The sequence below is a fragment of the uncultured Gemella sp. genome, assembly GCF_963529685.1.
In the GTDB taxonomy this organism is placed as follows: Bacteria; Bacillota; Bacilli; order Staphylococcales; family Gemellaceae; genus Gemella.
Genome location: NZ_CAUSAI010000004.1, coordinates 37,315 through 58,557, shown reverse-complemented (window position 1 = coordinate 58,557; position 21,243 = coordinate 37,315). Strand labels below are relative to the sequence as shown.

The window sequence follows — 21,243 nt, the reverse complement described above, 5'->3', positions numbered from 1 at the left end:
CATGAAAATATTATTAGTAAGACATGGTGAGACAGATTATAATAAAAATAGATTGATTCAAGGGCATAGTGATATTGAATTGAATGAAACTGGTAGAAATCAAGCGACAGAAGCAGGAAAAAAGTTAACTGAACATAATATTGATTGTGCTTTTAGTAGTCCGTTAAAACGCGCTGTTGAAACAACCAGACTTATGCTTGATAACTCAAATAATAATCAAAATATTTCCAAAGAAATAACTACTGATAATCGTTTAATAGAAAAGTTCTTTGGGGATTTTGAGGGGAAAACATTTGAAGAGTATTTTTCTGCATTAGAAGTTCAAAGTGGTTTAGAGTCTATTGAGAAAGATGAAGCGGTGTATGAAAGAGCGAGTTCATTTTTCAATGAACAATATTTAGAGCACAAAGATGAAACAATTTTAGTAGTTTGTCATGGTGCATTAATTCGTATATTCTTACGCACGTTAGGATTATATCCTGAATCAAATATGCTAATTAACAATACTGCATTAAACGTAGTACACTATGATGGACAAAAATTTATATTAGAGAAATTTAATATATAGATAGCTAGGGAGCGACTCAAAATTCTGATTTTGAAGAAATCATTTTTAAGAGTCGTTTCCTAATTTTTCAAGTAAAGGAGATGGTAATATGCGTATAATTTTAGCAAGACATGGAGAAACTGATTATAATAAAAATAAAATGGTTCAAGGTCACACTGATATACCGCTAAATGAAGAAGGGATTCGTCAAGGAATAGCAGCAGGTAAAAAAATCGAAGGCTATAAGATTGATATAGCTTATAGTAGTGTTTTAGGTAGAGCATATGACACAGCAAGATATATGCTAGATAATTCAAATAGTGAAGATAATAAAAAACTATCTATAATAAAAGATAAGAGGCTTATAGAAAAATCATATGGTGGATATGAAGGTGTTTCTTTTGCAGAGTATGGCGCTGGTCTTAAAGCTGGAGAAACGAGAGGAATGGAATTAGATTCTGATGCTGCTGATAGAGTAGAAGAATTCTTTAAGGAAAAACATGAAGAGCATCCAGATAAGACAATGTTGGCAGTTTGCCATGGTGGCTTAATTCGCTCATTCTTAACTGAAAAAGGTATCAAAGAAGTGTTGCGTGGTGTCATAGTGAATACTTCTGTTAGCGTTCTTAACTATGATGGAGAGAAGTTTGAACTCATAGAGTTTAATAAATAATCATAGAGGTATATTTTTTAAAGATAAGTATTTAAAGTAATCTCTAAGTTTTTCTATATGATGGAGTTTACTTTTAGTAATAAAATAGTTTTTTTAATTGAGAATTTTAAGTTAGTTTCTATTGACAAACAGTGTTAAATTCTTTATACTATTAAGTAAATTAATATGTAAAACATTGAAGAGATAAGTAGGTTAAATTTGATTCATAGCAGAGAGCTTTCGGTTGGTGTAAGAGAGCAAGAGGAGATATAACTGAAAATGGTCTCGGAGTAATAATTATCTAATAGGTAATTACGAAGGTGCACGATATAGCACAACGGTATGAACACGTACCGAGAAAGGTGAATATTTATATTCATAAATATGGGTGGTAACACGATAGACTCGTCCCTATTACATTAATTTGTAATAGTGGCGAGTTTTTTTATTTAACATAAATAGTAGTTGAGGAGAAAAAATAATGCCAATATGTATACAGAACGAATTGCCGGTAAAAAATAAATTATTAGAGGAGGGAGTAGTTGTAATAGAAGAGAATAGGGCGAAAAATCAAGACATTAGGCCTTTAAGGATATTAATTTTAAATTTAATGCCGAAGAAAGAAGAAACTGAACGTCAATTACTAAGACTTCTAGGGAATTCTCCCCTTCAAATAACAGTGGAGTTCTTACATATGACAAGTCATATTGCAAAAAATACAGCACAATCTTACTTAGAGAAATTCTATAAAACATTTGATGAAGTGAAAAATAAGTATTATGACGGTCTTATTATTACAGGTGCACCGATAGAACATCTAGAATTTGAAGATGTTAATTATTGGGGAGAGTTGAATGATATTTTTGAATGGAGTAAAACGCACGTATTTTCAACATTAAACATTTGTTGGGCTGCACAGGCTAGTTTATATTATCACTATGGAGTGAAAAAAGAACAAGTTAGTGATAAAGTATTTGGGGTTTTTGAACATGATGTTCTTATCGAAAATCATACTTTAACGCGAGGATTTACAGACACTTTCTTGGCTCCTCATTCTAGGCATACAAGAATAGAGGAGGAGAAACTTCCTACTATTGCTGAGTTAGATATTCTTGCTAAGTCAGAAGATGTTGGAACTCTTCTTGTAGCGACTAAAGATTTAAGAAAGATTTTTATAACAGGGCACATCGAATATGATGCAGATACTCTTCATAATGAGTATGTTCGTGATAAAAATAGTAATTTACCGATAGATATTCCTGTAAACTATTACCCGGGAAATGATGATGAAAAAGTACCTAAAAATAGATGGAGAGGAGTAGCTTATTTATTCTATCACAACTGGTTAAACCAGGTATACCAATTAACTCCATATGATTTAACAGAGTTAGGAAAATAGGATAAAAGAAATAGGGAGTGACTCAAAAATCGTGATTTCGAAGAAACAAGATTTTGTCGAGTCAACCCCTATTTTTAATTGTCTTTTTTTTCGTCTTGTTTTGTAGAGTTTTCTTCTTCAGTCAATCCTGAAATTGATTTTTTAAATGATGTGAACATTTTTCCGATTGATTCTCCAAGTTCAGGTAGACGTTTAGGACCGAAGATAATTAGAGCAGCTATAATAAGAACTATAACTCCAGGAGCCCCGATATCACGTAAAAATCCCATTATTTTTCACCTCTTTTGTTGTAAATATACTTACTAATAATAATGCTAATTTCATAAATTAAAATTAATGGTATAGACATGACGATATCACTAATAAAATCAGCAGGCGTAATGACTACTGCTATTACTATTAATATAAAATATGCGTATCTTCTATTTTTAATTAAGAATCTCGGCGTTAGGATACCTAGTGATGTTAAAAAAGCTACAATAACAGGAAATTCAAAAAGTATTGCTATCGGTATTGTTGTATTAATAACAAATGATAGATAGTTTTGAGCTGTTAATTGAGTGTTGAATAAATCATCTCCAATAGAAAGTAGCACGTTTAAAATAGCAGGGGTCACTATAAAGAACCCGAAAGCTAATCCTGTTGAAAAGCAAATGAATACCGCTGGTATATAAGCAAGTAACGCACGAGCTTCTTTTTCTTCTAAAGCAGGCTTAATGAATGCCCAGATTTGATAACAAATAAATGGTATCGAAAAAGTGAAGGCGCAAATACCTGCGAGTGTTAGATATATCCATAGTATATCATTAGGTCCAAGAACAATCAATTTATTATTAAAATTACTCGTTAAAAATTTATAAATATCTGCAGACCATAATAAACTTACTATGAAAGAGATGATAAAAAACATAAGGCTTAGTATCAATCTCTTTCTAAGTTCGGTTAGATGATCCACGGTAGAAATTTTATCTCCATATTTCATCATAAATTTTTCCTATTTATCTTTAGATTTTTCATAGAATATGCTAATAGCAACAATAACTATATATACAAGTTGTGCTGTAACTACTTCAATGCTAGGATAGATTCCTAGAGTTTCAATAGTAGGTAGATAATCTATAATATGATTTGATAGAATGTTAGTAATTTGTAAGGCGTGCATACTTACACCTAGCATTTTGAATCCTAGAATATATATTAGCCAAGATAATACTAGGAATACCTTACTGATAGGAAGTTTCCCTGAGGCTTTAACCATTATTAAACCGATAATAATCAATGCGACAACAGCAAGAGCTATTCCGATTAGGAGATTTGTTGCTGAAATTAATGGCATGATTCCAGCATAGAATAAAATAGTTTCAGCGCCTTCACGGAATACTGCCAAGAAGCTAAGTGTAAACATAGAAATAAAGCTTCCAGTTGAAAGTACTAGATTTAGTTTAGTATCCATATATTTTTTCCATGCTTTAACAGAACTTTTGCTGTGTAGCCATATTCCAATACCTATCATCATTACTACTGCGAAGATACCAACTACACCTTCGATGATCTCTCGGTTAGTACCTGATGCTAGAGTGGGAAATGAGTACTTTAAGATTACGGCTGCTAGTATACTAGAAAGAATACCGACTAAGGCACCTGCATAAATCCATACTAGGCCTTTTCTTTGTTTTGCAGCTTTTAAAGCACTTGCTAAAGATAGTACAATGATTAGTGCTTCTACACCTTCGCGAAGTAAAATTAGCATAGAATCTAATGCAGTATAGTTAGACTTCGTATCGATTTTAGAAAGTTCTGAAATCAAGTTTTTAAGTTGATCTTGGTATTTTTGTTCGCTACCTTTAACCATAATAATAGGAGTTTCACTCTCTACCTTAGTATATAATGAAGCGTTACGTGTACGAACTTCACCTTCGATTATAGGCCAAACTTCAATGAATTTCTTCATTTTTTGAGAGCCTTGAGCTGTGTTTCCATCTTTAAAGGCTGAAAGACTATCTTCAAGAATCTTTATTCCTTGTTCAAGTGTTTTAACATCTGTATTCTGTTCTAGTTTTTTACCTGCTAGAAAATCGTCTAGGTAATTTTTTAAATCTATTAGATATAATTTTATACTTTGATAGTCATATGGTTCTACCTCCATAGAACTTCGTAGAAATGACATAGTTGTTTCTATTTTTCCATAGTAAGCAGGTTCTAGTGTTCTTACGATACCTTCATTTCTAACCCAAGCAGCATTATATTTAACGTATTCTGCTTTCATTGTTTCTATATTTTTAGTATTAATAGCTTTTTCTAATTTATCGAAAGCAGGATAAAGTCTTGTTTTAAAAGCTTTTTTCTCAGCTTCAACATCTAGAGGATTTTGTTCATTTTCAAAAGCAAGTAGAGCAGTTGACAATTCTCTTAGGTTCTCTTCATTAATATCATTTGATTTTAATGTTTGTTTAACTTTTTTTCCAGCTTCAGAATCTGAATTTTTTGTAGACTCAAATTCTGTTTTAAATTCTTCTATTAGTTTTTTAGCTTTATCCTGCTCATTATTTTTTAATGCAGTATTAGCATCGGTAATTTTTATAAAAAGATTACTATATGATTCTTTAGCTACTATAGTTTTTAAATATGTTGAACTAAAGCTAAATAGTACGATGAAAGCTAAAATAATTTTAGTCAAAAAGTTTTTGCCCAATATATTCTCCCTCCTTAATTCCTCCAAAACATGCGAATAAACCACTACCTATATGAGTTATGTATTCGTTCATTTTATCTTCATTTCCAAGACTATTTTGGATTGTAATAAATTGTTTTGGATCTTTTTGGAATGAAATAAATAGTAATCCAGAATCGAACTGTCCAGTAGTTTCATTTATTCCATCTGAGTAAGAGTAAGAACGTCTCAGAAGTTCTACACCTGGTTTATGTGCTAAATGAACATGAGAAGTAACGGGGATTAGTGGTTTTCCATCTGGCCCTTTTTTATTAAGGTCAATTGGTGCAAATTCATCAGTTTCTCCGAAAGGAGCACCACTATCTTTATATCTTCCAAATGTATTTTCTTGTTCATTTAAACTTGTTCTATCCCATGTTTCAAGGTGCATTTGAATACGCCTAACAGCCATGTAACTTCCATCTTTCATCCAGTTATTATTATCACACCAAACGATTTTATTAAACTGATCTTCTTTAGTTGCATTAGCAGTACCATCTTTAAATCCAAAAAGATTACGTGGTGTTTCAATACGGTTTCCAATTGCAGCAAATCCTGATTGACTCCATTTCATAGTGACTGTAGAACGGGCTTTTCTAACTAAGTTACGAACAGCGTGAAATGCTACTTGCTCATCGTCTGCACACGCTTGAATGCAAATATCTCCACCTGTGTATTTATCTTTTAGTTGTTCTCTAGCGAAAGGTGGTAAGTCTTTAAATTCTTCAAGATTTTTATTATCTAATTTCATTTTTTTTAGGAAACTTGTACTAACTCCAAATGTTAGAGTTAAACGATAGGGATTTAATCCTACCGTTTCTCCAGTATCTTTTGGTGGTAAATAATGGTTTTTAAGAGCAGGTTCAACAAGTTCACCATTCATTAATTTTTCACTATATTTAGTCCATTCCTTAAACATGTTGATTACATCATCACGCTTAGTAGAGTGTAAATCTAGCACGACAAAATAAACGCATTTTTGCATTAGTGTAGTAATACCAGCTTGGTGTTTACCGTAGAAACTGATTTTCTCTTCACCATCAGCAATGACTCTATTGTTTTCAGCTTTATTTGCGAAAAAACCACCAAGAGCCGAGGCTCCAACAACCGCACCAGCTCCAGTCATTCCTGCTTTCTTTAGGAAATCACGTCTTGTTATTTTTTTGTCAATCCATTTTTTACCAGATTCTTCCATATTACTTAGCCTCTTCGTCTAAAATTACACCCATTTGTGAAAGTGGTTCACCTAATTTTGTTACTGCTTCAGAAAGTTCTTTTGTATTTTCTTTTGTTAAGTCAGTATATAGTTTATAGTGTTTGTCATCAGTTTTATATTTATCTAATAGTTTATTGATTGTAGCAAATTTTTCAACTAAATCACTAGCTAATTTACTATCTTTTTTCTCGATTAATGGTTTAAAGATTTTGAAGATTTCTTCAGCACCTTCGATATTAGCTTTAAAGTCGTAAAGGTCAGTGTGAGAGTATATTTCTTCTTCACCTGTGATTTTTTGTGTTGCAACTTCGTTAAGTAGGTCAACAGCTCCAGTTACCATTAAGTCAGGTGTAACTTCAACAGTAGCAACTTTAGCTTTTAATTCTTTAATATCTTTTACTAGTTGGTCTGCATATTCTTCAGTACCTTTTGTAGTATTTTTTTCCCACATAGTTTTTTCAATTCTGTGGAATCCGCGCCATCCTTCTTCTGTTTTATTTTCTTCTAAGTAATCAGCAAGACGGAAGTCGATGTTTACGTCTAATTCTCCAAAACTTTCAGCAATTGGCTCTGAGCGCTCATAAGCCATACGAATAACTGGGTATTGTTTCTTAGCTTCTTCAAGATTCCCTGCTTTAATAGTCTCAGCAAACTTTTCAGTGTCTTTAAGTAGTGTGTCTACTTGCTTTTCAACAAATTTTTTGTACAGTTCAGTTGCCTGTTTAAGCTGTTCTTTTGTTCCTTTAGAAGTATCTACTTGAGAAGATTTAGTTTCTTCTTTCTTATCAGTTTTAGCAGAACATCCGCTAATTACGATAGTTCCAGCCATTAGTGCTAAAAATAATTTATTTTTTTTCATGTATCTTGTACTCACTTTCTATTTTATCTAATATAAATTATAATCATTATCAGTTGTAAAGTAAAGTGAAAAGAAACATTTTTTTAAAAAAATAAAAGTTTTACAAGGTGAATAAAATAGTTATAAGGAAACTAAATAATAGAATTTCTTTTTTTTATGCATCAGATAAAAGTTTAAGATAAAGGCTAATGTTGTATTAAATTTTTAAAAATATATTTATGTTATATAATAGTTAAGTGAAAATGCGAAAATTTATTGATTGAAAGTGAAAAATGTTTGATGTATAATGAAAGTAGATTTTTAGTAAGTGATATAAAAAGGCTACTAAGAACCTAAAAAATTAAGATTGCATTAATATAATGCGATACTTTTAAAAAAAGGAATAAAAGGCTTTATGAAACAAAAATTAAAAATATTCGCAACATCAAAATGGTTTGATTTACTAGGGGTTGTTTTAGTAATTGGTATTGCTATTGCATCAGGTTACTTAGCAACAAGATTAGATAAATTCGTTGATTGGGGTCCATGGACTGCACTTGTACCATTCGGACTTATTTCTGTAATTAACGTTGGTATCTCAATGCTATCTACAAGATTTACAGGGAAATTAAGTAAACTTGGTAACTACTTAGGTATCATCAATGCTGTATTATCAGGAGTTATTGATTATATCTTGGGTAACAAAGCTGCGATTATCACATACCCTGTAACATTTTTAATCTATTTAGGTGCAATCTATGTATGGAATAAATCTACCGATAAACCAAATACTATGTCAAAAGCAAAATTATATACAGTATTAACAGCAATTGCAATACTTTCATTTGTGTTCTCATATGCAACTAACTACATCGGATATCATGGTAAGATGAGTACTCTTGCATACATCACTACAATTGCATTTGCATTCTCATTAATGGGTAATGGATTAAATACATTTAAGCTAACGACACAATGGCCATTCTGGTTACTGTATAATATTGTTCAACTTACAAAAGCAGTAGTTCAAGGAAACTTCGCTAACGTTGGTAAATATATTTTCTATATCATTAATAGTGTTGGTGCACTATTTGTTTGGAAAGATTCTGAAGAATAAATTAAACTACAATTATAAATTTAAAGCTGTTGATAACTGTGTAAAGATGCAGGAGTCAACAGCTTTTTTATAAGTAGATAATTGACGTGCTCAGTACGTAAACTAGGAAGAATTTATAATATTAATTTATTCCTAGTAAAATATGATTTTCTATGAGATAATAATTTTATAGTCCACTAAGAGTGGAAAGATTTTAGATAACAGGAGAATATATATGAAAAAAAGTATTGCTATATTTTCGAGTATTATTGTTGCTATACTAATTTGTGCTACAGCTTATTATTTTATGTTTGGTGGTGGAAAGGATAACAAAGTAAAAGAGGAATATCAAAAATACGTTGATATGATTAATATTAAACATGATTTTGAAGGTGGCTCTAAAGGTTTAGATACATTAACAACAGATGTTGCCCAAAAAGTTATACCAACTATTAAAACAGATATAAAAGTTGCAAAAGAAATCAGAAATACCGCCATTAGTCTTGAGGATAAAAAAATTGACGATGCTAAGGATAGTTTGGATAGAGCTAAAGAGCTTGATACTAATTCTAATTTTTCACCAGCAATTAATTGGCTAAGTTCGGATATTGATAATTATAAAAGAGCAGAAGATGAAATAAAAAATCTTAAAACTGATTCTAATTTCAATAAAAATCTTTCTCAAGTTTTAGAAAAATATAAATTTAATAATAATAGTTTGAAACAGGTATTAAGTGATGCTGGGAATAAAATTTTAGAGAAGGCTGAAGAGACAGCGAAAAAAGAAAAAGAACTTGCTGAAAAAAGAGAACAAGAACGTAAAAAGAAAAGATCAGATGTTGATTTAGGTGGACCTAATCCTGCTTTATTAAATGATAGTAATTCGCTGCCAGCAGATGCAAACGGTATAGGTGGTGCAATGGATGAAGAAGGAGCAAGAAAAATGAGTTCTGATCTTGTTAATAGATATAAAGGCTATCTTCTTAAAAAGTATGATGGAGAATCAATAGAGTGGTCTATAAATGGTAAGAGCTTTAAAATTATTAAAGAAGATGGAAGCAAACTTACTTTCACTACTCAAGCACAGCTTTACAAAAAAGTTGGAAATAGATTGGTTTCTGGAGTGAATCTTAATAGCGAAGAAGGTTCTGAATTCTTATATAGAACTTAATAATTAAATATTAGATAAGAAAACTCAAGGTAGGACATATTTGTCTATTACCTTGAGTTTTGTTTTATATTTCTATGACGTCGATATTTGCTCGTGTTTTATAAATAACATCTTTACGTTCAATAAGAATAGTAGCTTTTTCTGATAGTTCTTTGTTTTCTTTAATTTTACTTAGTAATTCGCGACTTGGATTCATGGCAACTGGATTACCAACACGTCTTAACATATTATAATCCCCATTGGTGTCGCCATAGGCGAAAGACTTGTCAAGATCAATATTATATTCTTCGACTAACTTATCAATCATATTATTTTTACTGTTGGCATCCCACATAGGAATTACTTCACCTGTGAATTTTTCATCTTTCATAATGTATTTACTACCGATTGCTAGAAATGCATGATGTTTTTTCCCCATTGCTTCAACTAAATAATCAGGACTTCCTGATATAAAAATAATTAAGTGATCATTTTTTTTATGTTGTTCTATGATATTTCTAGTGAATTTGTATACACGATCTGCTTTTAGTTTCATTACTTGTTCAGTTGCGAAATCAATATATTTTTTATGTAGTCCTGTTATTGCATTAACATAGGCTTCAGAAACGCCAAATAGGTAGTTATCGTAGTCTTCAAATCTCTTATCCCAGTTGACATAACTATCTTTTACACCGTTTAACCAATATTTTTCATCTACAACTTCGTATTTTATTAATTTTTTAAAATGCTCAGTCATTAAAGAATCTCTATAAAGAGTTCCATCAATGTCAAAAAATGCAGCTATTTTTTTATCTTTCATATTTTATCCTCCTTAAAAATTCTACTTTAGAGTTAAAGAGACTGCCCCAAAAGTCCTAAAATTTAACAAAATTCATATAAGAACTTATAGACGTAGTGGTTTATTGGTATCTAAATTCGTTTTATGAAAGCCTTTTAGATATCTAATAAACTGTGCGGGGATGACTCGATAAAATCTTGTTTCTTAAGAAATCACGATTTTTGAGTCACTTCCTTAAATTTCTAGAATTCAGTTGTATCAACAGAATTGATATATTTTTTAAGTTCTGGTACGATGTTAGAAATAGTACCGTCTTTGAATGGATTTTCTAAGTTTGCTTCTTTTACTAATTCTAAGAATGGTTTAGTTCCTCCAAGTCTGCATAAATGTAGGTATTCTTTCCATGCTTTTTCTCTATTTTCATTAGCTTTTTTCCAGAATTGGAATGCACAAACTTGAGCTAGAGTGTAGTCGATGTAGTAGAATGGGACGCTAAATAAATGTCCTTGTCGATAGAAAAATAATCCTTCGTCAAGTTCAGGGATATCTTCGTAGTAGCGAGATGGTAAGTATTTTCTTTCGATTTCTAACCATTTCATACGACGTTCTTTTGGAGTTAGCTCTGGATTTTCATATACTTCGTGTTGGAATTCATCAACAGTAACACCGTATGGTAAGAATTTGATTGATGTTGCCATGTGATAGTATTTGAATTTTTCTGTATCTTCTTTAAAGAATAAGTTCATCCAAGGCCAAGTTAAAAATTCCATACTCATTGAGTGAATTTCGCAAGCTTCGTATGTTGGCCAAACATAATCTGGCATATGATGTCTACTTTCAAAAACTTGGAATGCATGTCCAGCTTCATGAGTTAGCACTGTAACATCGTGCGGAGTTTGATTGAAGTTAGCGAAAATAAACGGTGCTTTGTAGTTTGGAATAAATGTACAGTAACCTCCACCAGCTTTCCCTGGTTTTGTATCTAAGTCTAGTAAATTATTTTCAGTCATGAATGTAAAGAACTTATCAGTCTCTGGTGATAATTCTTTATACATTGTTTTAGCATAGTCAACAAGTGTTGGACGATCTCCTTTAGGAGTAGGGTTACCTGATTTAAATGTTACACCTTCATCGTGGAATGAAAGTTTTTCAAGCCCTAGACGATTAGCTTGTGCTTTTTTAAGTTCTTCAACTACAGGTACGATTTCTTCAAAAATTTGTTTTCTGTAGTTTGCTACGTCTTTTGCATTGTAATCAGTTCTACGTAAACGTAGGTAAGCAACTTCTACGAAGTTTTTAAAGCCAAGTTTTTTCGCAATACGTGTACGTACCTTAATCATACGATCATAGATACTATCGTATTGTTCTAAGTTTTCTTTGAAGAATTTAGCTACGGCTTTACTTGCTAATAAACGAGTTTCACGATTAGCATCTTGTGTATATTTAGCCATACCACTTAAGTTGTGTTCTCCTCCATCGAATGGTATTTTAGCACTTGAAGTTAATTTAGTGTATTCTGAAGAAAGCTTGTTTTCTTCTTTTAGGTCCTCGATGATTTCATCGCTGAATACTTTTAGAGAAGTTTCTATTAGATTAAAGTAATGTTCTCCAATTTCTTTTTTTAGTTCTTCTTTGAATTTTGAATTGAACATTGCTTTATCGAATTTACTATAAAGGGAATCTAATTCAGGACCGAACTCATCCCAAAATTCTTGTTCAGCTTCATAAAATTGATCTCTAGTATCAATAGTTACACGGATTTCTGCTAATTGTGACATTGTACTTACATCATCGCGAAGTTTGTTGTATTCATTGAAAATTTCTACAACCTCCTCAGCGCTATTTGATGTATTTAATTTTTCTCTTAATGTTTCTAATTGTTCTTTTAATTGTTCTGTATTTGGTCTAGTATATTGGTAATTTTCAAAAGTCATATTAACCTCCTAAAAATTTTTATTCTAAATTATCAATAATACTATGATAACATGAAACAAATAAAAATACAAAAATAAATTTCAGAAAACTTTAAAGTAAAAATAGACAATTGAAGTAATATTTTATGTAAAATAGAAAAACGAAAAAAATGTCGTATAGGAAACTTTGCCCTTTGACATTCTGCTGTATTTATGAAATAATTAAGTATGTACTTAGATACCGAAAATTTATTAGAAATAAAGGAGAAAAATTTTGATTACAACTAAAGATATAATTATAGATCCACATGCGACACTTAGAGCGCGTGCTGAAGAAGTAAAAAGTCCAATCTCAGAAGAAGACAAAGAAATTTTACGTGGATTATTAGAGTATGTTATTGCTTCACAAGATGATGAAAAGGCGGAAAAATTAGGATTAAAACCTGGAATAGGGTTAGCTGCACCACAAATCAACGTTTCAAAAAGAATGATTGCTGTGCACATTCCGGATGAAGAGTTTCCAGAAGACACAGTTTCTTATGCACTATATAATCCAAAAATCATCTCAAACTCAGCTGCAAAATGTTATTTAGCTGGTGGAGAGGGATGTTTATCTGTAAATAAAGAAATTAAAGGGTATGTTCCACGTTATTCAAAAATTAAAGTAGTTGGTTATAACGAAAATGATGAAAAAGTTACTTTAACTTTAACTGATTTACCAGCTATTTGTTTCCAACATGAGATTGATCACTTGAATGGAGTTATGTTCTACGATCATATTAATAAAGAAAATCCATTTGATGTTCCGGCGGAATACGAAAAACTATAATCTAATTTATAGAAGAAAATACACGGGAGTGGCTCAAAAATCGTGATTTCTTAAGAAACAAGATTTTGTCGAGTCATCCCCGTGTATTTGATTATAATATTTCTTTTTCTTTCATATTAAAGTGAAGATAAGCGTCGATAAAGTCGATTATTTCACCATCCATTACTTTATCTACAGTAGAGACTTCATAGTTTGTTCTATGGTCTTTGACCATTGTATATGGAGTAAATACATATGAACGAATTTGTGAACCCCAACCAATATCTTTTTGTTCACCTCGAATAGCGGCTAGTTCTTTTTCTTTTTCTTCTATTTCTAGTTGATGCAATTTGGATTTTAAGTTTTTCATTGCATAATCTCTATTTTGTATTTGACTACGTTCAGATTGTGATTGCACAACAATTCCTGTTGGTAGGTGAGTAATACGAACTGCAGAGTCAGTAGTGTTAATATGCTGTCCACCTGCTCCTTGAGCACGATAAGTGTCAATTTTCAAATCTTCATTATTTATTTCTATATTAATTTCATCTTCATTGAATTCTGGTATAACATCAATTGAAGCAAAGGATGTATGTCTTTTTCCAGAGGGATCAAAAGGTGAGATACGAACAACACGGTGTACTCCTTTTTCTCCTTTTAATAAACCATAAGCAAAGTCACCTTCGATTTTTATGGTCGCAGATTTGACACCTGTAATATCGCCAGACTGGTAATTTAAGTAGCTGTATTTTAATCCTTGTTTTGTGAAGAATCTTTCGTACATACGAAGCATTAGCTCTGACCAGTCTGTAGCATCAGTACCACCAGCCCCTGCATGTATTTCTAAAATAGCATTATTATTATCATATTCTTCAGAGAATAACAATCTAAAACTAAAATCTTCAACACTTGACTTAAGATTCACTACTGTTTCTAACAAATCTTGATAAATTTCATCATCTTCTTCATCTTTTAAAAATTCAACCATTTCTTCAGAGTGTTCAAGATAATCTATCATTTCGCTAAATTCATCAAGTTCTTTTTTTATACTTTTAGATTCGGTAACGAGTAGACTAGCAGCCTCATTATCATTCCAAAAATCAGCATCGAGCATCATATTTTCTATTTCAGCAACACGTTCAGTTTTATCTTCTATCTTTAATGAAGTTTTAAATTCAGTTATTCTTTTGTTAATTTCTTCGAGTTCTTTTCTAAGTTCAATAAGTTCCAAAATTTTTACCTCTATTAACTTCTTTCGCTTATTTATTATACAAGAAATTCGCTCAAGATACAAGGTTAGAATAGAGTAGGCAATAAATTAAACTAATAAAATAGAGTAGAAATAACATGAAAAATTAATATAAGGAATAAAGGTCAAAAAAAGTCAAAAAAATTTTAAAAAAAGTATTGACTTATTTTGACCTTAATGATATTATTATATATGTAATTAGCAGTCGAACTCTTAGAGTGCTAAATTATAAAATTGGAGAATAGGTGATGACGATGTTAATAGATAGACAAGTACTCATTCTTCAATCTATAGTCGAAAATTTTATTACGACTAATCAACCTGTCGGTTCTAAACAAATTGCTCAAAATATAGATTTCAGTTCGGCAACGATAAGGAATGACATGAGTAAATTAGAAAAAGAAGGTTTGATTAAAAAGACGCATATTTCATCAGGACGAGTACCTTCAGAAAAAGGTTATCGCTATTATGTAGATTATATAAAAAAAGATTATGAACTATCGAATAGTGAGAATGAAAAACTTAAACAGCTCGTTAATGGTGATATAGTTTCGGAAAATAACTTCTTAGAAAAAAATGCTATAGTACTGTCGGACTTAACTGATTGTACAGCGGTAATACTAGCTCCGACAAAAACGGATAGGCGCATTAATAAGATAGAGGTTATTCTTCTAAGTAGTCGTAGTATTCTTGTTATATTAGTAACAAATATAGGAGAAGTGTTCCAACAAAACTATAAACTTGATGCGGATTTTACTGCAGCGGATATAGTTGAGGTTAATAAGCTTCTTCAAAGTTATTTCTATGATGTAGATATGGCAACAGCTCACGTAATGATTCATGGTGAGTTAGAAAAATATCTTAAAAATAAAGTTAATAACTACGATATGATAGTAGTTGCTTTAAATAGATTGTTGCAAAATAAAATTAAGAAGACTGTAGCATTAGGGGGTAAGTACAATTTACTTAAACAACCCGATATAGATAATGTAGAAAAATTAAAAGAAGTAGTATCGCTCTTAGAAGATGATAAGATAGTCGAACTTCTAGATAATAATGAAGCAACAGACCAACCGTCTATTAAAATAGGAACAGAGCTTAATCTTGGGAATATAGATGATCTTTCATTAGTGTCTAGTAGTTATAATACATCTAATGGTCAAGGTGTAATCGCCGTTTTTGGACCAAAGAGAATGGACTATTCAAAAATCATGACACTTATAGCTTGTGTACGTGATAATTTAAATAATAATTTAAAATAATTAGGAGGTAGAGATGGCTACTGAAGAACAAAAAGAAACTCTACAAGAAGAAGTAACAGCAGAAGAAACTGTTGAAACTAAGGAAACGACAGATTCAGAGGAAGTAGTAGAGAAAACTGCAGAAGAGTTATTACAAGAACAAATTGAAAAACTGCAAGAAGAAGTAAAAGCATCAGAAGATAAATACTTACGACTTTATGCAGAGTTTGAAAACTTTAAACGACGTAAAAATCAAGAAATTGACACTATAAATACTTATAAGAGTCAAAAAGTCATAACAGAAATCTTACCAAGTTTAGATAATCTTGAACGTGCTTTACAAGTTGAATCAACTAATGAAGAAGTACAAACAATTCTAAAAGGTGTACAAATGGTATACGAAGGATTGCAAGCAGCGCTTAAATCAGAAGGTGTAGAATTAGTAGAAACTGAAAATGCTCAGTTCGATCCAAATTTCCACCACGCAGTAATGCAAGGTGAAGAAAGCGACAAAGAAAGTGGAGTGATCTTAGATACATTCCAAAAAGGTTACAAACTAAAAGATAGAGTAATCAGACCAGCAATGGTAAAAGTAAATTCTTAAAGGCTACATCGTTAACATTTCTAGTATTGAAAATACGAAGAAATGGTTACGAGGAAGCTTCTCAAAGATACTCAAAGAATAAGGAACGAAGTGACGAAATGATTTGAAAGTATCGACTGAGCCTTAGTTTTTTCGAACCTAGAAGGTGAAGAAAAAAGTTAGGAGTAAGAATCGCACAGCTACACCAAGAATGAGGAACAAAGTGACGAAATGATTGGTATGTAGCCACTGCGTAGAAGAAATAAGTAATATAAGACTTTGTTAGAGTGAAAAATCATTTTAACAAATAAATTTGAAATATAGTTATTATAAATTTTAGGAGGACGAAAAAATGTCAAAAATTATAGGTATAGACTTAGGAACAACAAACTCATGTGTATCAGTATTAGAAGGTGGAGAAGCTAAAGTAATCCCTAACCCAGAAGGTAACAGAACTACTCCTTCTGTAGTAGCGTTCAAAGGTGAAGAGATTCAAGTAGGGGAAGTAGCAAAACGTCAAGCAATTACTAACCCTAACACAGTAATTTCTATCAAACGTCACATGGGTACAGATTACAAAGAAGAAGTAAATGGTAAAAAATACTCACCACAAGAAATTTCAGCAATGATTTTACAAAACTTAAAAGCAACTGCTGAAGCTTACCTTGGTGAAAAAGTAACTAAAGCAGTTATTACAGTACCAGCATACTTCAATGATGCTCAACGTCAAGCAACAAAAGACGCAGGTAAAATCGCAGGATTAGAAGTAGAACGTATTATTAACGAACCTACAGCAGCAGCATTAGCATATGGATTAGAAAAAACAGATGTAGATCAAAAAGTATTAGTATTTGACCTTGGTGGTGGTACATTCGACGTATCTATCTTAGAACTAGGAGATGGAGTATTCGAAGTATTAGCTACATCTGGAGATAACTTACTTGGTGGAGATGACTTTGACCAAGCTATTATTGACTACCTTGTAGATGAATTCAAAAAAGAACAAGCTATCGATTTATCACAAGATAAAATGGCAATGCAACGTCTAAAAGATGCAGCAGAAAAAGCTAAAAAAGATTTATCTGGTGTAACTTCAACTCAAATTTCATTACCATTCATCTCAGCTGGAGCTAATGGACCAGTTCACTTAGAAAACACATTAACTCGTGCTAAATTTGATGAGCTTACTCACAACTTAGTTGAAAGAACATTAGTACCAACTCGCCAAGCTCTTAAAGATGCAGGGTTAACACCAAGTGAAATCGATCAAGTAATCCTAGTTGGTGGATCAACTCGTATTCCAGCAGTTCAAGAAGCTGTTAAAAAAGAAATGGGTAAAGAGCCTCATAAAGGAGTAAACCCTGATGAAGTAGTAGCTATGGGTGCTGCTATTCAAGGTGGAGTAATCACAGGAGATGTTAAAGACATCGTGTTACTAGATGTAACTCCATTATCGCTAGGTATTGAAACAATGGGATCAGTTATGACTGTATTAATCCCAAGAAATACTACAATTCCAACATCTAAATCACAAGTGTTCTCTACAGCTGCAGATAACCAACCAGCAGTAGATATTCACGTATTACAAGGTGAACGTCCAATGGCATCTGACAACAAAACTCTTGGAAGATTCCAACTTTCAGATATACCACCAGCACCACGTGGAGTACCTCAAATTGAAGTTACATTCGATATTGATAAAAACGGTATTGTAAATGTTACTGCTAAAGATCTTGGAACTCAAAAACAACAAAAAATTACTATTGAATCAAGTAGCTCATTAACTGATGCTGATATCGATAGAATGGTTAAAGAAGCAGAAGCTAATGCAGATGCAGACGCTAAACGTAAAGAAGAAGCAGATGTACGTAACGAAGCTGACCAACTTTCATTCCAAGCTGATAAAGCATTAGAAGAAGCTAAAGATAAAGTTGATCAAAGCTTATTAGATAACATTAAAGCTAAAAATGATACATTAAAAGAAGCTATTAAAAATAATAACTTAGAAGAAATTAAAGCAGCTAAAGACGAATTGAACAAAGCTGTTCAAGAAATGACTATGAAACTTTATGAACAAGCTAATGCAGCGGCTGGAGCTCAAGGTGCAGATGCAGGAGCAACTTCATCAAAACAAGATGATGATACAATTGATGCAGACTTCACTGAAAAAAAATAATTAAATAAAAAGTTGAAGGGCTGGTAGCGTTAAGCGCTAGCCCTTCGTTAAATAATTATAGGAGAGATTAAGATGGCTAAAAGAGATTATTATGAGGTACTTGGCGTTAGTAAAAGTGCCAGTGCAGCTGAAATAAAAAAAGCATATCGTAAATTATCAAAACAATATCACCCAGATATCAACAAAGAGCCAGGAGCTGAAGATAAATTTAAAGAAATTACAGAAGCTTACGAAGTTCTAAGTGACGATACTAAAAAAGCTCAATATGATCAATTTGGTCATGCTGCGTTTGAAGGTGGAGCAGGTCAAGGTGGATTTGGTGGCTTCGGTGGAGGATTCTCTGGATTCTCAGGTGGTTTTGATGACCTTGGAGATATTTTTTCAAGTTTCTTCGGAGGTGGTGGATCACGTCGTAATCCAAATGCACCACGTCAAGGAGAAGACTTATTACACCGCATACGTATAAGTTTTGAAGATGCCGTATTCGGTACGAAAAAAACTATTAAAATCCGAAAAGATGTAGAATGTGATCACTGTCATGGAAGTGGAGCGAAAGATTCTTCATCTGTGAATACTTGTCATAGATGTAATGGTAGTGGACAAGAAGCGGTAATTCAAGATACTCCATTCGGACGTATGCAAAGTCAGCGTACATGTTCAGAATGTCAAGGACGCGGAAAAATTATTAAAGATAAATGTGCTCACTGTTTCGGTAAAGGATATAATAACCGTGAAGTAGAATATGAAGTAGAGATTCCAGAAGGAATTAGTTCAGGTCAACGTGTTCGCCTTCGTGGTAAAGGTGGAGCAGGTGAAAATGGAGGTCCAGCAGGTGACTTATTCATAGAAGTAATCGTTGCTGAAGATTCATACTTCCACAGAGAAGATGATGATATTTATACTGAATTAAAACTTTCTCCAGCCCAGGCAACACTAGGTACAAAACTTGATGTGCGTACATTGACAGGAGAGATTGAATTAAATGTTCCTGCAGGAACACAACATGGACGTAAATTCCGCCTTGCAGGTAAAGGTGTTAAGAGTGTAATGGGATATGGTCAAGGAGATCACTATATCGTGGTATCTATAGAAATTCCTAAAAACTTATCAACTAAAGAACGTGAATTATATCTTGAACTTGCTAAATTAAATAATGAAAAAATTGAGGAAGATGAGAGTTTTTTAGATAAAGTAAGTAGAAAAGCAAAAGATCTATTTGATTAATAATGAGAAAAGGGGACTGACATAAAAGTTCTAAATTTTTTAAAAAATCCATATAAAAACTCATAAATGCAGAGGTGTATTAATATCTAAAGAACTTTATAAAAGTTTTTTAGATATCTAATAAACTTTGTGGGGGTGACTTGACAAAATCGGTTTTGATATGTACCCCTTTTACTGGACAAACCAGTGAAAGGGGTATTTTTTATGCGTTATAGTTATGAATTTAAAGTAAAATGTGTTGAGATGTATGAAAGAGGAGAATATCCAGATACACCTAATGGAATAACCACTAGAAAATTTAGAGATACTATTAGGAAATGGAAAAGAATGGTTGATTCATTAGGCGTAGGCGTCTTACAACATAAAACGAAAAATAAGAAGTGGAATCCAGAAGAAAAACTAGTATTAGTTTCCAAAATTTTAGCTGGTTATTCATATAATTCCGTTGCACTAGAGAATGGAATTAATTATAGGATATTATATAATTGGGTTCAAAAATATAAGGAAAAAGGTTATAATGGACTTGTAGATGAGAAGAAAGGCAGACCAAGAAAGGTACCTATCATGAAAGAAAACAGTAGTCCTAAACCATTAAAAGAGTCAGAAAGAGAAGAATTAATTAGATTACGTGCAGAAAATAAATTTATAAAAACAGAAATCGAAAATATTAAGGCAGAAAAAGAAATAATAAAAAAATTAATAGCCTTGAGGCGAGAAAAATGGGCTGCGCAACTCAAGGCGAAAAAGCAGCAATCATCAAAGAACTTAGAGAAAAAGGATATCAATTAAAATGTCTTTTACAAGAAATAGGAATGGCAAAATCAACATATTATTATTTGATAGATAAGGGAGAAGTAGATGTTGTGGCTATTCGTAATGAACCAGTGTTAAAAGAAATTAAAATTATTTTTAACGAAAACAAAGGTCTATATGGTGTCCGTAGAGTTCACAACGAACTAATTAATAGAGGTTTTAAAGTAAATCATAAACGTGTACAAAGTCTTATGCATAAAGAAGGATTGAAAGGGAAAAGTCCTAAAGAAAGATACCATTCATATAAAGGGACAATAGGGAAAGTCGCTGATAATATAATAAATCGAGATTTTAGTACAACTGCTCCTTTACAGAAATGGACTACAGATGTATCACAATTTAATTTTTCATGGGGAAAGTGCTATTTTTCAGCGATTCTAGATATGCATACAAATGAAATAATATCATATGATTTATCGTTACATCCAAATTTAAATCAGATAAAAAGGATGTTAGAAAAAGCATTTAATAAATTTCCAAAAACAGAAGGATTAATTATGCATTCGGAATTCACACTATAGAAGTGAGTTAAAAAAACATGGAATCATTCAATCGATGTCTAGAAAGGGAAATTGTTATGATAATAGTATCATGGAATCATTTTTTGGAAGAATGAAGACGGAGATATTTTATGGTTATGAAAAGAATTATATGTCATTTGAAGAGTTTAGTAAAGCTGTAGCTGAATATATAGATTATTACAACAACAAGAGAATTCAATCAAAAACAAAATGGATGTCACCTGTACAATACAGGATAACATCCACATGTCTAAACTAAATATATGTGTCCAGAATTTTGGGTACACATCAAAATCACGATTTTTGAG

General features: G+C 31.9%; 21 protein-coding genes and 1 other annotated feature. Of the genes, 13 read left to right on the top strand and 8 right to left on the bottom strand.

What is annotated here, in order from left to right; genetic code table 11:
* Position 1 precedes the first annotated feature (1 nt).
* The 3 genes from RWS90_RS01520 to metA all read left to right on the top strand — a co-directional run bounded on the left by RWS90_RS01520 (position 2) and on the right by metA (position 2,598).
* A complete protein-coding gene (locus RWS90_RS01520) occupies positions 2-568 on the top strand; it encodes a histidine phosphatase family protein (protein ID WP_314548183.1) in 567 nt (188 codons plus the stop codon).
* A gap of 88 nt (positions 569-656) precedes the next feature.
* Complete coding sequence (locus RWS90_RS01515; RefSeq protein ID WP_314548182.1) at positions 657-1,220, top strand: histidine phosphatase family protein; 564 nt, start codon at positions 657-659, stop codon at positions 1,218-1,220.
* A 166-nt stretch (positions 1,221-1,386) separates the two neighbouring features.
* Positions 1,387-1,615, top strand: a binding site (T-box leader).
* Positions 1,616-1,680: 65 nt separating this feature from the next.
* On the top strand, positions 1,681-2,598 hold the full coding sequence (gene metA / locus RWS90_RS01510) for a homoserine O-succinyltransferase (RefSeq protein ID WP_314548181.1): 918 nt from the start codon (positions 1,681-1,683) through the stop codon (positions 2,596-2,598).
* Positions 2,599-2,672: 74 nt separating this feature from the next.
* Here the strand turns inward: metA and RWS90_RS01505 are convergent, their stop codons facing one another.
* Genes RWS90_RS01505 through efeO form a run of 5 tightly spaced genes read right to left on the bottom strand, consistent with a single transcriptional unit; the run spans position 2,673 to position 7,383 of the window.
* Positions 2,673-2,867: a twin-arginine translocase TatA/TatE family subunit gene (locus RWS90_RS01505; RefSeq protein ID WP_314548180.1), complete on the bottom strand. Its 195-nt coding sequence runs from the start codon at positions 2,865-2,867 to the stop codon at positions 2,673-2,675.
* Positions 2,867-3,580 carry a twin-arginine translocase subunit TatC gene (tatC, locus tag RWS90_RS01500; RefSeq protein WP_314548197.1) on the bottom strand — a complete coding sequence of 238 codons (714 nt, stop codon included), beginning with the start codon at positions 3,578-3,580 and terminating at the stop codon, positions 2,867-2,869. Before tatC ends, RWS90_RS01505 begins: the two co-directional genes overlap by 1 nt.
* Positions 3,581-3,592: 12 nt before the next feature.
* A complete protein-coding gene (locus RWS90_RS01495) occupies positions 3,593-5,290 on the bottom strand; it encodes an FTR1 family protein (RefSeq protein ID WP_314548179.1) in 1,698 nt (565 codons plus the stop codon).
* Positions 5,268-6,503, bottom strand: a complete 1,236-nt coding sequence (gene efeB / locus RWS90_RS01490) for an iron uptake transporter deferrochelatase/peroxidase subunit (protein WP_314548178.1) — start codon at positions 6,501-6,503, stop codon at positions 5,268-5,270. Before efeB ends, RWS90_RS01495 begins: the two co-directional genes overlap by 23 nt.
* A gap of 1 nt (position 6,504) precedes the next feature.
* A complete protein-coding gene (gene efeO, locus RWS90_RS01485) occupies positions 6,505-7,383 on the bottom strand; it encodes an iron uptake system protein EfeO (RefSeq protein WP_314548176.1) in 879 nt (292 codons plus the stop codon).
* A gap of 394 nt (positions 7,384-7,777) precedes the next feature.
* Here efeO and RWS90_RS01480 point away from each other — a divergent pair, with 394 nt between their 5' ends.
* Positions 7,778-8,479: a nicotinamide mononucleotide transporter family protein gene (locus RWS90_RS01480; RefSeq protein ID WP_314548173.1), complete on the top strand. Its 702-nt coding sequence runs from the start codon at positions 7,778-7,780 to the stop codon at positions 8,477-8,479.
* Between the two features lie 214 nt (positions 8,480-8,693).
* Positions 8,694-9,629: a hypothetical protein gene (locus RWS90_RS01475; RefSeq protein ID WP_314548172.1), complete on the top strand. Its 936-nt coding sequence runs from the start codon at positions 8,694-8,696 to the stop codon at positions 9,627-9,629.
* Between the two features lie 64 nt (positions 9,630-9,693).
* Here RWS90_RS01475 and RWS90_RS01470 read toward each other — a convergent pair whose 3' ends face one another.
* Together RWS90_RS01470 and RWS90_RS01465 are read right to left on the bottom strand one after the other, a co-directional pair.
* Positions 9,694-10,428: an HAD-IB family hydrolase gene (locus RWS90_RS01470; protein WP_314548170.1), complete on the bottom strand. Its 735-nt coding sequence runs from the start codon at positions 10,426-10,428 to the stop codon at positions 9,694-9,696.
* A gap of 221 nt (positions 10,429-10,649) precedes the next feature.
* A complete protein-coding gene (locus tag RWS90_RS01465; RefSeq protein ID WP_314548169.1) occupies positions 10,650-12,341 on the bottom strand; it encodes a M3 family oligoendopeptidase in 1,692 nt (563 codons plus the stop codon).
* A 253-nt stretch (positions 12,342-12,594) separates the two neighbouring features.
* On the opposite strand from RWS90_RS01465, the gene def reads away from it, so the two are divergent.
* Positions 12,595-13,149, top strand: a complete 555-nt coding sequence (gene def / locus RWS90_RS01460; protein WP_314548168.1) for a peptide deformylase — start codon at positions 12,595-12,597, stop codon at positions 13,147-13,149.
* Positions 13,150-13,240: 91 nt separating this feature from the next.
* On the opposite strand, the gene prfB is transcribed toward def, so the two are convergent.
* The gene (gene prfB / locus RWS90_RS01455) at positions 13,241-14,359 is read right to left on the bottom strand and encodes a peptide chain release factor 2 (RefSeq protein ID WP_314548167.1); all 1,119 of its coding nucleotides are present in this window, start codon (positions 14,357-14,359) and stop codon (positions 13,241-13,243) included.
* Between the two features lie 266 nt (positions 14,360-14,625).
* Between prfB and hrcA the strand changes: the two genes are divergently transcribed.
* The 7 genes from hrcA to RWS90_RS01420 all read left to right on the top strand — a co-directional run bounded on the left by hrcA (position 14,626) and on the right by RWS90_RS01420 (position 21,194).
* Positions 14,626-15,639 carry a heat-inducible transcriptional repressor HrcA gene (hrcA, locus tag RWS90_RS01450; RefSeq protein ID WP_314548166.1) on the top strand — a complete coding sequence of 338 codons (1,014 nt, stop codon included), beginning with the start codon at positions 14,626-14,628 and terminating at the stop codon, positions 15,637-15,639.
* A gap of 13 nt (positions 15,640-15,652) precedes the next feature.
* The gene (gene grpE / locus RWS90_RS01445; RefSeq protein ID WP_314548165.1) at positions 15,653-16,222 is read left to right on the top strand and encodes a nucleotide exchange factor GrpE; all 570 of its coding nucleotides are present in this window, start codon (positions 15,653-15,655) and stop codon (positions 16,220-16,222) included.
* A gap of 331 nt (positions 16,223-16,553) precedes the next feature.
* On the top strand, positions 16,554-18,377 hold the full coding sequence (gene dnaK / locus RWS90_RS01440) for a molecular chaperone DnaK (protein WP_314548164.1): 1,824 nt from the start codon (positions 16,554-16,556) through the stop codon (positions 18,375-18,377).
* Between the two features lie 72 nt (positions 18,378-18,449).
* A complete protein-coding gene (dnaJ, locus tag RWS90_RS01435; RefSeq protein ID WP_314548163.1) occupies positions 18,450-19,601 on the top strand; it encodes a molecular chaperone DnaJ in 1,152 nt (383 codons plus the stop codon).
* A 204-nt stretch (positions 19,602-19,805) separates the two neighbouring features.
* Positions 19,806-20,390 carry a helix-turn-helix domain containing protein gene (locus tag RWS90_RS01430; RefSeq protein WP_314548162.1) on the top strand — a complete coding sequence of 195 codons (585 nt, stop codon included), beginning with the start codon at positions 19,806-19,808 and terminating at the stop codon, positions 20,388-20,390.
* Positions 20,321-20,935, top strand: a complete 615-nt coding sequence (locus tag RWS90_RS01425; RefSeq protein WP_314548161.1) for an IS3 family transposase — start codon at positions 20,321-20,323, stop codon at positions 20,933-20,935. Before RWS90_RS01430 ends, RWS90_RS01425 begins: the two co-directional genes overlap by 70 nt.
* The gene (locus tag RWS90_RS01420; protein ID WP_314548196.1) at positions 20,916-21,194 is read left to right on the top strand and encodes an IS3 family transposase; all 279 of its coding nucleotides are present in this window, start codon (positions 20,916-20,918) and stop codon (positions 21,192-21,194) included. The genes RWS90_RS01425 and RWS90_RS01420 overlap by 20 nt, the downstream gene beginning before the upstream one ends.
* The last annotated feature ends 49 nt before the right edge of the window (positions 21,195-21,243 follow it).